Origin of the sequence: Thalassobaculum fulvum (assembly GCF_014652915.1) — a bacterium.
Classification (GTDB): Bacteria; Pseudomonadota; Alphaproteobacteria; order Thalassobaculales; family Thalassobaculaceae; genus Thalassobaculum_A; species Thalassobaculum_A fulvum.
The window spans coordinates 359,153-376,906 of the sequence record NZ_BMZS01000001.1; the positions used below are offsets into that span (position 1 = coordinate 359,153).

1 protein-coding gene is annotated in these 17,754 nt (G+C 73.2%); it reads left to right on the forward strand.

The annotated features are described in order from the left end of the window. Window positions 1-186: 186 nt before the first annotated feature. Window positions 187-17,724, forward strand: a complete 17,538-nt coding sequence (locus tag IE246_RS01710; protein ID WP_189987179.1) for a calcium-binding protein — start codon at window positions 187-189, stop codon at window positions 17,722-17,724. Window positions 17,725-17,754 lie beyond the last annotated feature (30 nt).

Genomic DNA, 17,754 nt, shown 5'->3' on the forward strand with positions numbered 1-17,754 from the left:
CGGGGGATCCGGACCGGTGAGGCGACGTGGCGTCCGTGTAGCGCCTGCGCGCGATCCTGCCAAGCGTCGCGCGCTACGCGGTGTCGTGGAGGGCCCGGTTTCTAAAATTTTAGCAAAACCACCGATTCGTTGTTTCCGAGCCGCCAGCTGTGGGATATACTTAAGTCGGGAAGAGTGGGGACCAAAATGGCCACCATCAGCGGCACAACTGCCGACGAGACCCTCTATGGGGGGTCGGGGAACGACACGCTGGACGGCGGCGCGGGCGCCGATGTCCTGTATGGCGGTGCCGGCAACGATCTGATCGACGGCAGCGCCGGCAACCTGTTCTCGTACAACGAGCCGAAGGGCAACGATACCCTCATCGGCGAGGCTGGCGACGACACCCTGCGCGGCGGCGGCGGCAACGACGTCTACGTCTTCGGGATCGGCGACGGCCACGACATCATCCGCGACTACTACACCATCCACCCGCAGAGCGGACTCGGCGGGGCGAACGACCCCGTTCCGACCGACGGCGGCGTCGATACCCTGCTCTTCGGTCCGGGAATCACGGTCAGCGACACCTGGTTCTCGCTCGAGGGCAACAGCCTCGTGGTCGGGCTGCGCGACGGCGCGACCGATCTGTTCGACCTGAACGACATCGTCCGCTGGGAGTCCGTGGACAACCCGTTCAACCGGTTCGAATCCATTGCGTTGGACGACGGCACCACGCTGACCTTCAACGAGGTCATGACCCGGCTCGAGGGGTCCGCCGGTGCCGACTCGATCACCTGGACCGCGTCGCCGGTCGGGATCCTCCTGGACGGCGGTAACGATACCCTGACCACCGGCGCCTTCGCCGACACGATCTCGGGCGGCGACGGCGACGACTCGCTGCGGTCCGGGGACGGCGACGACCTGGTCTACGCCGGTACCGGCGACGACTTCGTGCATGCATCGACCGGCGCGGACACGGTCTTCGGCGGCGACGGCAACGACACGCTCGACGGCGGGGCGGGTGGCGACCTCCTGCTGGGCGGCAACGGCGACGACGAGTTGCGCGGCGCCGGCGGCATGTACGGGACGATCAACGAGCAGCCTGGCGACGACACCCTGTCGGGCGGGCTCGGCAACGACCTGCTGCGCGGCGGCGGCGGCAACGACAACTACGTGTTCGCCCGCGGCGAGGGCCAGGACACGATCATCGACGAGTACTACAACCAGTATCAGAACCCCCTCGGGGGCCTCGATCCGGTGGTCCTGGAGAACGGCGGCGTCGACACCCTGCAGCTCGGCCCGGGCATCACGGCGGCCGACCTCTGGGTCAATCTGGTCGGCGACGACCTGGTCATCGGTCTGCGCGACGGCGTCAACGAGCTGGACGGCCTGTCCGACAGCATCACCGTCCGGAACTGGCGCAGCCTCGACCGCCGCCTCGAGAGCATCGAGTTCTCCGACGGCTCGAAGCTCAACGTCGCCGACATGATGGCCGGCCTGAGCGGGACCTCGGCCAACGACACCCTCAGCTTCGGCGAGACCGGGGTCGGCTTCGACGCCGGCGCCGGCGACGACAGCGTCAACACCGGCGTGCATGCCGACACGGTGTCCGGCGGGACCGGCAACGACACCATCCTCAGCAGCGACGGCAACGACCAGGTCTACGGCGGCGCCGGCGACGACTACGTGCATGCCGGGTCCGCGAACGACATCGTGCAGGGCGGGTCCGGCAACGACACCCTCGACGGCGGCGCCGGGGCCGACTTGCTGTCCGGCGGTGCCGGCGACGACCTGCTGCTCGGCAGCGGCGGCCAGAAGGGCCTGGCGATCAACGAGCCGCCGGGCAACGACACCCTGGTCGGTGGCGCCGGCGCCGACACCATGCTGGGCGGCGGCGGCAACGACCTGTACCGGTACTCGCTCGGCGACGGCACCGACTTCATCCGCGACGAGTACTGGAACCAGTACCTCAGCCCGCTCGGCAAGCTGTTCAGTCCGGTACTGAGCGACGGCGGCAACGACACCCTGCAGTTCGACGGCGGCCTGACGCTCGACGACGCCACCTTCTGGTTCGACGGCAACTCCCTGGAGATCGTGCTGCCGAACGGCGAGCAGCTGCCGTTCGAGGCGGTGGCCGACCGGGTCCGCCTCGACCAGTGGACCGACACGCTCCGCAAGATCGAGAACATCCAGTTCGGCGGCGTCACCGTCGATGCCAACTCCCTGTACGGGGTCGCGCGGTCGGTGACGGCCGGCGACGACTCGCTGAGCTGGTCGACGGCCGGCCTGCGGGTCGACGGCGGCGCCGGCAACGACAGCCTGACCGGCGGCGGTTACCGCGACTACATCCTGGGCGGTGCCGGCACCGACACCCTGAACGGCGGCGCCGGCGACGACACCCTGGCCGGCGGCGACGGGGCCGACGTGCTGCAGGGCGGCGACGGCAACGACGTGCTCGACGGCGGTGCCGGGGCCGATACCATCTACGGTGGCGCCGGCAGCGACCTGTTCGTGATCAAGGTCGAGAACGGTGCCGCGCCCGAGGCCTCGGGCGACGTGTTCGCCGACTTCGGCACCGGCGACGGGATCCGTCTGCAGGGCGCCGGGATCGACCCGTCGGCGGTCACCCTCACGCCGTCCCAGGACGGCACCAGCACCACCGTCGAGATCGACCTGAACGGTGACGGCTCGACCGACCTGACGTTCACGGTCGCGGGCTCGTTCAACGACGCCGACGTGGTCACCACGACCGCCGGCGGCGTGACCTATACCGACCTGCGCTTCGGCTCGGTCGAGAACCAGACCCTGACCGGCGGTGCCGGTGACGACACCCTGTCGGGCGGCGAGGGCAACGACGTGCTGTCCGGCGGTGCCGGCAATGACGTGCTGTCCGGCGCCGGCGGCAACGACAGCATCGCCGGCGGCGACGGCGACGATACCGGCAGCGGCGGCGAGGGCTCCGACACGCTGGGCGGCGGTGCCGGCAACGACAGCCTCGGCGGCGGCACTGGCAACGACACCCTGTCGGGCGGCGCCGGGACCGACACCCTGTCCGGCGGTGGCGGCAACGACTCGCTGTCCGGTGGCGACGGCAACGACAGCCTGGACGGCGGCGAGGGCGACGACACCCTGTCCGGCGGGGCCGGGTTCGACACCCTGCAGGGCGCCGGCGGCAACGACAGCCTGGACGGCGGCACCGGCGACGACACGCTGTCGGGCGGCGCCGGCACCGACACGCTGCAGGGCGGCAGCGGCAACGACAGCCTGGACGGCGGCGAGGGCGACGACACCCTGTCCGGCGGCGCCGGGTTCGACACCCTGCAGGGCGCTGGCGGCAACGACAGCCTGGACGGCGGCACCGACGACGACACGCTGTCGGGCGGCGCCGGCACCGACACGCTGCAGGGCGGCAGCGGCAACGACAGCCTGGACGGCGGCGAGGGCGACGACACCCTGTCCGGCGGCGCCGGGTTCGACACCCTGCAGGGCTCGGGCGGCAACGACAGCCTGGACGGCGGCACCGACGACGACACCCTGTCCGGCGGGAGCGGCAGCGACACGCTGGTCGGCGGCGACGGCAACGACCAGGCCCAGGGCGGCAACGACGACGACACCCTGATCGGCGGCGCCGGGACCGACGCGCTGTCGGGCGGCGCCGGCAACGACCAGATCTCCGGCGGCGACGACGGCGACACCCTGGTCGGCGGCAGCGGCAGCGACACGGTCTCGGGCGGCGCCGGCGACGATCAGGCGTCGGGCGGCACCGAGGACGACAGCCTGGCCGGCGGAATCGGCAACGACACCCTGTCCGGCGGCGACGGCAACGACCTGCTGTCTGGCGGCGACGGCCTCGACTCGCTGAGCGGCGGGGCCGGCTTCGACACGCTGTACGGCGGTGCCGGCGAGGACTCGCTCGACGGCGGTACCGACGACGACGCCCTGTACGGCGAGGGCGATGCCGACACCCTGTCGGGCGGCAGCGGCAACGACACCCTGATCGGCGGCGGCGGCAACGACTCGCTCGACGGCGGCGACGGCCAGGATTCCGTGGTCGGCAGCGACGGCGACGACGTGATCATCGGCGGTGCCGGCGCCGACACCCTGGCCGGGGGCCTCGGCAACGACACCTTCGCGGCCGGCTCGGTGGCGGATATCGACGGCGACACCATCGAGGACTACGCCGCCGGCGACGTCGTCGAGGTCGGTGGCGTCGACGCGCAGGCCGCCTCGATCACCCTGACCCGCGCCGACGGCACCACCACGGTCACCGTCGACACCGACGGCGACGGGACCGGCGACGCCAGCTTCGACCTGACCGGCCTGTTCTCCGGCGCCTCGATCGAGCAGGCGGCCGACGGCGCCGCCCATTTCACCTTCGAATCGACGCTGGCGCTGTCGGTCGAGGCGATGGGCACCGCCGACCTGAACAACGACGGCAACCTCGAGCAGATCTGGAAGATCACCAACCCGAACGGCGAGTCCGTCGAAGTGGCGGTCGACCTGGTCGGCGCCAGCGACCCGCAGGAGACCACCCTGCTGGTCGCGCAGGGCGACACCTACCACTGGACCGAGGCCGACAGCGGCACCCTCGAGATCAGCTGGTCGATGGACGGCGGGTCCACCGTGGAGACTGCCAGCGCCACGTCGAGCGCCGATCCGGCGGCGCCGGGAGTGGTCGAGATCATCGGCCCGGTCGGCAGCACCACCGGCCCGACTGAGTTTGCGGACACGCTGACGGGGACGTCGGGGAACGACACGATCGACGCGCTGGCGGGCGACGACGTGGTGTTCGCCGGTTTCGGCGACGACGTTGTGACGGGCGGCCTGGGCAACGACGCGCTGTCGGGCAGTGCGGGCAACGACACGCTGAGCGGCTCGGCCGGCGACGACACGCTGTACGGCAGCCTTGACGACGACGCGCTGTCGGGCGGCGAGGGCAACGACCTGGCGCTGGGCGCCGAGGGCGACGACCTGCTGGTCGGCGGTGCCGGTGGCGACACGCTGGACGGCGGCGACGGCAACGACACCCTGTCGGGCGGCGACGGCAACGACGTGCTCGGCGGGGTGACCGGCGACGACGTTCTGGCGGGCGGCGCCGGCGACGACACGCTCGGCGGCTGGGCCGGCAACGACACGTTGGCGGGCGAGGGCGGGTCGGACGCGCTGACCGGCGGCGAGGGCAACGACGTCCTGGACGGCGGGGCGGACGCGGACTCGCTGTATGGCGGGTTCGGCGAGGACACGCTGAGCGGCGGCGCCGGCAACGACGTGCTGTCGGGCGGCGAGGGCGGCGACGTGGTCAGCGCCGGCGACGGCGACGACGTGGTGTACGGCGGCGGGGCTGCGGACACGCTGTACGGCGGTGCCGGGACCGACACCTACCAGGTGACCGAGTACCACCAGATCGACGGCGACGTTTACGCCGACTACACGGCCGGCGAGGCGATCCGGATCGAGGGGGTCGACGCCAACGTGGCGACGGTGACGTTGACCGAGGTCGACGGCAACACGGTGGTGGCGCTGGACGTGGATGGCGACGGGACGGCGGAGGTGTCGTTCCAGGTCGCCGGGACCTATGTCGGCGGCGCCGAGCTGACCGACGACGGCGGGGTGGCGCAGCTGGTGCTGAGCGACGTGCCGCCGGGGCCGACCGAGTTCGACGACACGGTGGTGGGCACGCCGGACGCCGACACGATCTCGGCGCTTGGCGGCAACGACCTGGTGTCGGGGCTGGCGGGCGACGACCTGGTCTCCGGCATGGCGGGCGACGACACGCTGTCGGGCGGCGACGGGGCGGACACGCTCGCTGGCGGGGCCGACAACGACGTGCTGCTGGGCGGCACCGGCGCCGACGTGCTGAGCGGCGGCGACGGGTCGGACGTGCTGGTCGGCGGTGCCGGCGACGACACGCTGCAGGGCGGTGCCGGCATCGACGTTCTGTCGGGCGGCCAGGGCAACGACGTTCTGAGCGGCGGCGCCGGCAACGACCTGCTGACCGGCGGGGCCGGGGCGGACACCCTGGCCGGCGGTGCCGGTAGCGACACCTTCATGGCGCTGAACGTCGGGGACCTGGACGGCGACGACTTCGCCGACTACGCGGACGGCGACGTCATCCGGATCGGCGGGTCGCTGGGCGCCAACGCGACCATCTCGACGTCGGTCGCGGGTGGCGTGACGACCGTCACGCTCGACTCCGACGGGGATGGTTCCGCAAACGCAACGTTCACGGTCGCCGGCAGCTTCCTCGGTGCCGAGTTGGTCGCCACGCCGGGCGGCGAGACCGAGATCGTGCTCAGCGAGACCGCGATTCCGACCGACAACGCCGATACGCTGACCGGTACCGCCGGCGACGACACCATCGGCGGCCAGGGCGGCGACGACGTCATCGGCGGCGGCGACGGCAACGACCTGCTGTCGGGCGGCGCCGGCAACGACAGCCTGTCCGGCGAGGGCGGCGACGACACCCTGGTCGGCGGCGACGGGGACGACGCGCTGTACGGCGGAAGCGGGAACGATACCCTGGTCGGCGGCACCGGCAGCGACAGCCTGTCCGGCGGTGACGGCAACGACGCGCTGTCCGGCGGTGACGGCAACGACGTGCTGTCGGGCGGTGCCGGCGCCGACGACCTGTCGGGCGGCAACGGCAACGACACCCTGTACGGCGGCCCGGGCGCCGATTCCCTCAGCGGGATGGCCGGCGACGACGTGCTGTCCGGCGGCGGCAGCGACGACCGCCTGGTCGGCGGCGCCGGGACCGACACCCTGCACGGCGGCGCCGGCAACGACACCTTCGCGGCCGGCTCGGTCGCCGATCTCGACGGCGACACCATCGAGGACTACGGCGACGGCGACGTCATCCGGATCGAGACCCCGCTGGGCGAGGGCGCGACGGTGTCGACCTCGGTCGCCGGCGGCGTGACCACGGTCACCATCGATTCCGACGGCGACGGCAATCCCGACGCGACCTTCACGGTCGCCGGCAGCTTCACCGCGGCGGCGCTGTCGACCGCCGGCGGCGTCACCGACCTGACCCTGGGCACCGCCCCGGTCGGCCCGACTGAGTTCGCGGACACGCTGACGGGGACGTCGGGGAACGACACGATCGACGCGCTGGCGGGCGACGACGTGGTGTTCGCCGGTTTCGGCGACGACGTTGTGACGGGCGGCCTGGGCAACGACGCGCTGTCGGGCAGTGCGGGCAACGACACGCTGAGCGGCTCGGCCGGCGACGACACGCTGTACGGCAGCCTTGACGACGACGCGCTGTCGGGCGGCGAGGGCAACGACCTGGCGCTGGGCGCCGAGGGCAACGACCTGCTGGTCGGCGGCGCCGGGGCGGACACGCTGGACGGCGGCGACGGCGACGACACCCTGTCGGGCGGCGACGGCAACGACGTTCTGGGCGGGGTGACCGGCGACGACGTTCTGGCGGGCGGCGCCGGCGACGACACGCTCGGCGGCTGGGCCGGCAACGACACGCTGGCGGGCGAGGGCGGGTCGGACGCGCTGACCGGCGGCGAGGGCAACGACGTCCTGGACGGCGGGGCGGACGCGGACTCGCTGTATGGCGGGTTCGGCGAGGACACGCTGAGCGGCGGCGCCGGCAACGACGTGCTGTCGGGCGGCGAGGGCGGCGACGTGGTCAGCGCCGGCGACGGCGACGACGTGGTGTACGGCGGCGGGGCTGCGGACACGCTGTACGGCGGTGCCGGGACCGACACCTACCAGGTGACCGAGTACCACCAGATCGACGGCGACGTTTACGCCGACTACACGGCCGGCGAGGCGATCCGGATCGAGGGGGTCGACGCCAACGTGGCGACGGTGACGTTGACCGAGGTCGACGGCAACACGGTGGTGGCGCTGGACGTGGATGGCGACGGGACGGCGGAGGTGTCGTTCCAGGTCGCCGGGACCTATGTCGGCGGCGCCGAGCTGACCGACGACGGCGGGGTGGCGCAGCTGGTGCTGAGCGACGTGCCGCCGGGGCCGACCGAGTTCGACGACACGGTGGTGGGCACGCCGGACGCCGACACGATCTCGGCGCTTGGCGGCAACGACCTGGTGTCGGGGCTGGCGGGCGACGACCTGGTCTCCGGCATGGCGGGCGACGACACGCTGTCGGGCGGCGACGGGGCGGACACGCTCGCTGGCGGGGCCGACAACGACGTGCTGCTGGGCGGCACCGGCGCCGACGTGCTGAGCGGCGGCGACGGGTCGGACCTGCTGTCGGGCGGCGCCGGGGCGGACACCCTGGCCGGCGGCGCCGGCAGCGACACCTTCCAGGCGGCGACGCTGGACGAGCTGAACGGCGACAGCCTGGCCGACTACACCGACGGCGACGTGATCCGGATCGGCGCGCCGCTGGGCGAGAGCGCCACGGTCGCGACCTCGGTCGCGGGCGGCTTGACCACGGTCACGGTCGACGCCGACGGGGACGGTAACGCCGACGCGACGTTCACCGTCGCGGGCAGCTTCCTGGGCGCCCAGCTCTCGACCGCGGGCGGCGCCACCGAGATCGTGCTCAGCGAGGCCGCGATCCCGACCGAGTTCGCCGATACGCTGCTCGGCACGCCGGACGCCGACACGATCGCGGCACTCGGCGGCGACGACCTGGTGTCGGCGCTGGCCGGCGACGACGTGGTCTCCGGCATGGCCGGCAACGACACCCTGTCCGGCGGTGCCGGGGCCGACACCCTGTCGGGCGGTGAGGGCAACGACGCGCTGTCGGGCGGGGCCGACGCCGACAGGCTGTACGGCGGTGCCGGCGATGACGCGGTGCTGGGCGGCGCCGGCAATGACGGCCTGTCCGGCGGCGACGGCAGCGACACCCTGTCGGGCGGCACCGGCGACGACACGGTGATCGGCGGCAGCGGCGCCGACCTGGTGGTCGGTGGCGACGGCAACGACTGGGCCTGGGGCGGCAAGGGCGACGACGTGGTTTCCGGCGGGGCCGGATCCGACACCCTGTCGGGCGGCGACGGCGCCGACAGCCTGTACGGCGGCGCCGACGACGACACCATCAGCGGGCTCAGCGGCAACGACCTGCTGTCCGGCGGCGCCGGCAACGACCTGCTGCGCGGCGGGGCCGGCGCGGACACCCTGGCCGGCGGCGACGGCGCCGACACCTTCCACGCCGCCAATCTCGGCGAGCTGGACGGCGACAGCATCGCCGACTACGCCGCCGGCGACGTGATCCGGATCGGCGCGCCGCTGGGCGAGAGCGCGGTCGTGGGCACCGCGGTCTCCGGCGGCGTGACCACCGTCACGGTCGACGCCGACGGGGATGGTTCCGCAGACGCAACGTTCACGGTGACCGGCAGCTTCCTGGGCGCCCAGTTGGTGTCGAGCGGCGGTGCCACCGAGATCGTGCTGAGCGAGAAGGCGATCCCGACCGAGTTCGCCGACACCCTGACCGGCACCGCGAACGACGACACCATCTCGGCGCTCGCCGGCGACGACCTGGTGTCGGCGCTGGCCGGCGACGATTTGGTCTCCGGCATGGCCGGCAGCGACACCCTGTCGGGCGGCGACGGGGCCGACACCTTAGCCGGCGGCGCCGACGACGATGCGCTGATCGGCGGCACCGGGGCGGACCAGCTGTCGGGCGGCGACGGCAACGACGCGCTCGCCGGCGGCGCCGATGCCGACCGGCTCTCCGGCGGGGCCGGCGACGATGCCCTGACCGGCGGGGCCGGCGCGGACACCCTGGTCGGCGGGGCCGGCAACGACACCTTCGAGGCAGCGACGGTCTCGGATCTCGACGGCGACAGCATCGCCGACTACGCCGCCGGCGACGTGATCCGGATTGGCGCGCCGCTGGGCGAGAGCGCGGTCGTGGGCACCGCGGTCTCCGGCGGCGTGACCACGGTCACGGTCGACGCCGACGGGGATGGAAACGCCGACGCAACGTTCACGGTGACCGGCAGCTTCCTGGGCGCCCAGTTGGTGTCGAGCGGCGGCGCCACCGAGATCGTGCTGAGCGAGAAGGCGATCCCGACCGAGTTCGCCGACACCCTGACCGGCACTGCGAACGACGACACCATCTCGGCGCTCGCCGGCGACGACCTGGTGTCGGCGCTGGCCGGCGACGACGTGGTCTCCGGCATGGCCGGCAGCGACACCCTGTCGGGCGGCGACGGGGCCGACACCCTGGCCGGCGGCGCCGACGACGATGCGCTGATCGGCGGCACCGGGGCGGACCTGCTGTCGGGCGGCGACGGCAACGACGCGCTCGCCGGCGGCGCCGACGCGGATACCCTGCGCGGCGGGGCCGGCACCGACACGCTGTCCGGCGGGGCCGGCAACGACCTGCTGTCCGGGGCGCTCGGCGCCGACTCGATCGACGGCGGCGCCGGCGACGACGCGCTGTTGGGCGGCGAGGATGCCGACAGCCTGCAGGGCGGTGCCGGCGACGACACCCTGTCCGGCGGCCTGGGCGCCGACGATCTCTCGGGCGGCGACGGCGCCGACGTCCTGTTCGGCGGCGAAGACGACGACGCGCTGGCCGGCGGCACCGGGGCGGACCTGCTGTCGGGCGGCAACGGCAGCGACACGCTCGCCGGCGGCGCCGATGCCGACCAGCTGTACGGCGGCGTCGGCAACGACGTCCTCAGTGGTGGTGCCGGGGCCGATACCCTGTCCGGCGGCGACGGTGCCGACGAGTTCCACGCGGCTTCGGTGGGCGACCTCGACGGCGACAGCATCGCCGATTATCAACAGGGCGAAACGATCAAGATCGGCGGCCTCGACGCCAACACCGCGACGGTGTCGGTGACGGCGGCCGGCGGCACCTCGACGGTGGCGATCGACGCCGACGGCGACGGCAACGCCGAGGCGACCTTCACGGTGGCCGGCACCTACGCCGCCGGCGACCTGACCGACGCCGGCGACGGCTCGGTCACGCTGACCCTCGACACGTCGCCGCCGCTGCAGCTGCTGGCCATGGGCACCGCCGACCTGGACGGCGACGGCGACCTCGAGCAGATCTGGAAGATCGTCAACCCGACCGACGGCGACGTCGACGCCACCGTCGACCTTCTGAACGCGACCGACAGCCAGGAAGGCCCGGTCACCGCGGTGCCGGGCGGCACCTATGTCTGGACCGAGGCCGACACCGGCACTCTGGAGGTGAGCTGGACCGGGCCGGACGGCGCGCGCAGCGTGACCGCGACCGCCAGTGCCGACCCGGCGGATCTGGCCGCCCTCGAGGCCGACGGCTTCGTCAACCCGTTCGCCCATCCGTTCGGCGCCACCGAGTTCGACGACACCCTGGTCGGCACCGGCGACGCCGACACCATCTCGGCGCTCGGCGGCGACGACCTGGTCTCGGCCAAGGCGGGCGACGACCTGGTCGACGGCATGACCGGCAACGACACCCTGTTCGGCCAGGACGGTGCCGACACGCTGATCGGCGGCGAGGGCGACGACTCCCTGCTCGGCCACAGCGGGGTCGACCAGCTGTCCGGTGGTGTCGGGAACGATACGTTGCGGGGCGGGAACGATGGCGACCTGCTGTCGGGCGGCGCCGGCGACGACTCGCTGCGCGGCGACCGCGGCGCCGATTCGCTGGTCGGCGGCGATGGCGACGACACCCTGGTCGGCGGCGGCGACTCCGACACCCTGTCGGGCGGTGCCGGCAGCGACAAACTGGTCGGCTCGGCCGCCGACGACGCGTTGTACGGCGGGGCCGGCGACGACACCCTGCAGGGCGGCGGCGGCGTCGACGTGCTGTCCGGCGGTGCCGGCAACGACTCGGTGCGGGGCGGCGGCCAGGACGACACCCTGTACGGCCAGAGCGGCGACGACACCCTGGTCGGCGCGACCGGTGCCGACCTGCTGCTCGGGGCCGAGGGCAACGACGTCCTGAACGGCGGCGCCGATGCCGACACCCTGTCCGGCGGCGACGGCAACGACACCCTGGTCGGCGGCGGCGGCACCGACCTGCTGTACGGCGGCGCCGGGGACGACTCGTTGCGTGGTCATAACGATGCTGACACGCTTTCCGGCGGCGCCGGCAACGACACCCTGCGCGGCGGCGGCGGCAACGACGTGCTGTCGGGTGGCGACGGCGCCGACGTGCTGCAGGGCGGCGCGGACGACGACACCCTGCTGGGCGGCACCGGCGGCGACACCCTGATCGGCGGCGGCGGCAACGACATCCTGTCGGGCGGCGCCGGCGACGACTCGGTGCGCGGCGGCAGCGGCGCCGACCTGATCGTCGGCGGCGACGGCAACGATACCCTGATCGGCATTGCCGGCGGCGACGCGCTGTACGGCGGCGCCGGTGACGACGTCCTGCGCGGCGGCCGCGACACCGACACCCTGTCCGGTGGCCTCGGCAACGACACCCTGGTCGGCGGCGGCGGCAACGACGTGCTGCGCGGCGCCGAGGGCGACGATTCGCTGGCCGGCGGCGCCGACGCCGATACCCTGTCGGGCGGGGTCGGCGACGACACCCTGGCCGGCAATGGCGGCGCCGACCTGCTCTCGGGCGGCCTCGGCAACGACGTGCTGAAGGGCGGCCAGGACGCCGACACCCTGCACGGCGGCGACGGCGACGACAGCCTGTACGGCTACGGCGGCGACGACACCCTGTCGGGCGGGCTCGGCAACGATTCGATCCGCGGCGGCAGCGGCGCCGACCTGATCGTCGGCGGCGACGGCAACGACACGGTCCACGGCATCGCCGGCAACGACACGGTGTACGGCGGCAGCGGCGACGACCTGCTGCGCGGCGGCCGCGACGACGACATCCTGTCGGGCGGGGTCGGCAACGACACCCTGGTCGGCGGCGGCGGCAACGACCTGCTCGACGGCGCCGATGGCGACGACTCGATCGTCGGCGGCCGCGACGGCGACCTGGCGCTCGGTGGGGCCGGCGACGACACCCTGCATGGCGGCGGCGGCAACGACACGCTGAGCGGCGGTGCCGGCAACGACCTGTTGCGCGGCGGCGGCGACAGCGACTCGCTGTATGGCGGCTCCGGCAACGACACCCTGCTCGGCCATGGCGGCGACGACGTGCTGTCGGGCGGCGACGGCGACGACTCGCTGCGCGGCGGCAGCGGCGCCGACCTGCTGGTGGGCGGCGACGGCAACGACACCCTGGTCGGCATCGCCGGCAACGACGCGCTGTCGGGCGGCGCCGGCGACGACCTGCTGCGCGGCGGCCGCGACGCCGACACCCTGTCGGGCGGCAGCGGCAACGACACCCTGATCGGCGGCGGCGGCAATGACGCGCTGTCCGGCGGCGACGGCGCGGACTCCCTGTTGGGCGCGGCCGACGCTGACACCCTGGTCGGCGGCGCCGGCGACGACGTGCTGCAGGGCCGCACCGGTGCCGACCGGCTGTCGGGCGGTGCCGGCAACGACACCCTGTCGGGCGGCGCCGGGGCCGACACCCTGGCCGGTGGCGACGGTGCCGACCGGTTCTCCGGCCGGCTGGCGCACCTCGACGGCGACCACATCGCCGACTACGGCGACGGCGACGCCATCCATGTCGACTCCCTGGGCAGCCGCGCCCAGGTGACGGTGACCACGGCGAACGGCCTGAGCACGGTCGCGATCGACAACAACGGCGACGGCATCGCCGACGCCACCCTGACGGTCGACGGCACCTACGACAGCGCCGAGATCGTCGCCGGCGACGGCCGGGCGGCCGACATCTTCCTGACCAACGCCGGCGCCGGCGTCGCGCGGACCGGCACGGCGGGCGACGACACCCTGTCCGGCGGCATCGGCGACGACACCCTGCTCGGCGGCGGCGGCAACGACGTGCTGTCGGGCGGCGCCGGCAACGACATCCTGTCCGGCGGTGCCGGGAACGACGCGCTGTACGGCGGTGCCGGCGACACGGTGGTCGGCGGCGACGGCGACGACACCCTGTACCTGGGCTCGCCGGAGGACCTCGACGGGGTCGACTTCGACGGCATCGAGCACCTGGTGATCGACGGCGTCACGGCGCCGGCGGCCGGCACCAACCTGCTGATCAACGGCGGCTTCGAGAGCACCGGCCCGCTGAATACCAACAGCGTGTGGACGATGTTCCAGTCGATCGAGGGCTGGACCGCCGAGGATCCCGATCCCGCGGTCGCCGGCACCCCGCCGATCGAGATCCAGCACGGCCGGATCAACGGCGCGCCGGAATCGCCGGACGGCTGGTCGTCGACCAACAACGTCATCGAGCTCGACTCCGGGCCCGAGGTGGGCGGCCAACCGGTCGGCAACAACAACGCGGTGGTCAGCCAGACCTTCACGGTGTTCGACGCCGACACCTACGCGCTGTCGTTCGACTTCACGGCCCGGGACTACGGCTCCGACCCCAGCGCGAGCAGCGGGTTCTCGATCCGGATCGATGGCGAAACGGTATACTCGAACCTCAGCCCCGAGGTCGGCTGGACCAGCGACTGGCTGACCCTGCAGCTCGGCGTCGGCACCCACACCATCTCGCTGGTCGGCGAGGGGACCGAGGACCGCCACGGGGCGCTGCTGGACAACATCGAGCTGGTTCAGGGCGACCAGCCGGCCCGCGAGCTGCTGACCGACCTGCAGTTCGGCGGCCCGACCAACCACGACGACACCATCACCGGGACCGCCGGCGCCGACGCCATCGACGCCCTGAACGGCGCCGACCTGGTCTATGGCGGCGGCGGTGACGACACGCTGTCCGGCAACAACGGCGACGACACGCTGCACGGCGAGGGCGGCGACGACCTGCTGGCCGGCAACAACGGCGACGACCGGCTCGACGGCGCCGACGGGGCGGACAGCCTGCTCGGCGGACGCGGCGACGACACCCTCGAGGGCGGCGACGGCGACGACCTGCTGAGCGGCGGGTCGGGCGACGACTCGCTGGCCGGCGGCGCCGGCAGCGACACCCTGTATGGCGGCCGGACCGACACCCTGTCCGGCGGCGCCGGCGACGACGCCATCTACTTCGACGGCGGCCGGCAAGATCACGACGACGACGACGACGACGACGACCACGACGACGACGACGGCGGCAGCGCGCGCATCGCCGGCGGCGAGGGCCAGGACACCCTGTATCTCGACGACATCGACGACCTGGACGGCCTCGACGTCTCCGGCATCGAAGTGCTGGTGGTCGACGGCGTCACCGCGCCGGCGGCCGGCGACAACCTGCTGATCAACGCCGACTTCGAGGACGTGTCCGGCTTCAACCACGGCAGCTGGGGCACCTTCACCCAGATCGCCGGCTGGAGTGCCGAGGACCTCGACGCCGGCACCCCGGGGATCGCGCCCATCGAGATCCAGCGCGGCGTGCAGGGCGGCGCACCGGCCCTTCCCGCGGGCTGGTCGTCGAGCAACCAGGTGCTGGAACTCGACAGCCACGCCGAGAAGGGCGGTGCGGGCGGCTACACCAACGCCAAGGTCAGCCAGTCCTTCACGGTCTTCACGGCCGGCACCCACGCCCTGTCCTTCGACTTCGCGGCCCGCGCGTTCCAGGGTCAGACCGCGGCGACCAGCCAGTTCTCTATCCAGATCGATGGCGAAACGGTCTACACCCAGACCGACGCCGCCCATGCCTGGCAGAGCGACTGGTTCACCCTCGAGCTCGGGGTCGGAACCCACACCATCTCGTTCCTGGGGGCCGACGCCGACGGCACCTCCGACAGCTACGGCGCGCTGATCGACAACATCCGACTGGTCAGCGGCGACCAGCCGGGCGGCGAGCTGCTGCCGGGGCCGCACGGCGGGCCGACCGAGTACGCCGATACCGTCACCGGCAGCGCCGGCGATGACAGCATCGCGGCCCTGGCCGGCGACGACGTGGTCGCGGGCCTCGCCGGCAACGACACCCTGTCCGGCGGTGCCGGAAACGACTTGTTGTCGGGCGGCGACGGCAACGACCTGCTGGTCGGCGGCGCCGGTGCCGACACCCTGCTCGGCGGCAACGGCATCGACACCATCACCGGCACCGTCGCCGACCTGAACGGCGACACCATCGCCGACCTCGGGCCGAGCGACGTGCTGGCGATCCAGGGGATCTCGGCCGCGGTCGCGCGGATCTCGGTGTCCGAGTCGGGCGGCGTCACCACGGTCTCGGTCGACGCCGACGGCGACGGCAACGCCGATGCGGTGTTCACGGTGAACGGCAGCTACAACGAGGCGACCCTGGTCGACGACGGCCTCGGCGGCGTCACGGTCCAGCTCGCCCTGGTGGTGCCGAACACCCCGACCGAGTTCGCCGACACCCTGGTCGGCACGGCGCTCGGCGACGTCATCGCGGCGCTCGGCGGCGACGACCTGGTGTCCGGCCTCGGCGGCGACGACCTGCTGTCCGGCGGCGCCGGCAACGACACCCTGTCGGGCGGCGACGGCCCCGACACCCTGGTCGGCGGCGCCGGCAACGACTTGCTGTCCGGCGGCTACGGCCCGGACGTGCTCTCCGGCGGCGACGGCGACGACACGGTCTACGCCGATACCATGGACGGCGCGCTTGCCGGCGGCTCCGGCAACGACGTGCTGGTGGTGGCCCAGGGCACCGACCTCGACGCGCTGAGCCACAGCGGCTTCGAGACCGCCTGGTTCGTCGACGGCAACGGGACCGTGGTCGAGACCCGCGACCTGACCGTGCAGCCGCTGCCGACCAGTGCGGTGATCGGCTTCGTCCACCCCGACGGCGTCGTGCAGGCCATGAAGTTCGAGGCCGGGGTGCCGATGGCCAGCGTCGACGTCACCGGGCTGGCCTCCGACTGGCAGTCCGCCGGCGCGGCCGACTTCGACGGCGACGGTGTCGACGACGTGCTGCTGCGCAACACCAGCACCGGCTCGATCGCGATCTGGGAGTTCGGCGAGACCGGCATCACCATGGGGGCGGTGCAGGGGATCACCACCGACTGGCAGGTCGGCGCGCTGGCCGACTTCGACGGCGACGGCAAGGCCGGCATCCTGTGGACCAACAGCACGCTCGACGCGATCGCGGTCTGGACCGACGCGACCGGCCGCGGGCCGGTGCAGTTCCTCGGCGAGGCCGGCTGGGCGGTCGCGGACACCGCCGACTTCAACGCCGACGGCGGGGCCGACCTGCTGCTGCGCAACGGCGACACCGGGGCGATCGCGCTGTGGAGCTTCGACGCCGCCGGCAACGCCACCCGCGGCGTCGTCCAGGGCATCGACAACAGCTGGCAGATCGAGAAGCTCGGCGATTTCGACGGCGACGGCGGCAGCGACATCCTGTGGCGCCAGACCGGGACCGGCAGCCTGGCGGTGTGGACCGGCAACGACCTCGGCGGCTCGACCCGGGGCGACGTCCACGGCCTGGACAGCGCCTGGACGGTTGCCGGCGTGGCCGATGTCGGCGGCGACGGCAAGGACGACCTGCTGCTGCGCAACGCCCAGGACGGCCAGTTCACGGTCTGGCAGATGGACGGCGGCACGCCGACCTACGGCCCGACCTTCGGCGGCATCTCGGCGGACTGGCAGGTCGCCGCGGTCGAGGACTTCAACGGCGACGGCAAGGCCGACGTGCTGTGGCGGAACAACGTCACCAACACCGCCTCGGTGTGGGAGATGAACGGCGCCGACACGCAGGCCCGCTACGACTTCGGCATGGAGGCCGACTGGGAGATCGTCAAGATCGGCCACCTGAACGGCGACGCGACCGAGGACATCCTCATGCGGGCGGCCGACGGCAGCTTCGTCAGCATCGCCATGGCCGACGGCGCGGTGCCCGAGGTCACGCTGATCGGCCAGCTGGATCCGGCCTGGACCACGCTGTAGCGGTCGTCGACAATACCGCCCTGAGCAATC

Coding starts and splice junctions, on each gene's coding strand:
- IE246_RS01710 (WP_189987179.1), top strand. CDS start 187: ATGGCCACCATCAGCGGCACAACTGCCGACGAGACCCTCTATGGGGGG.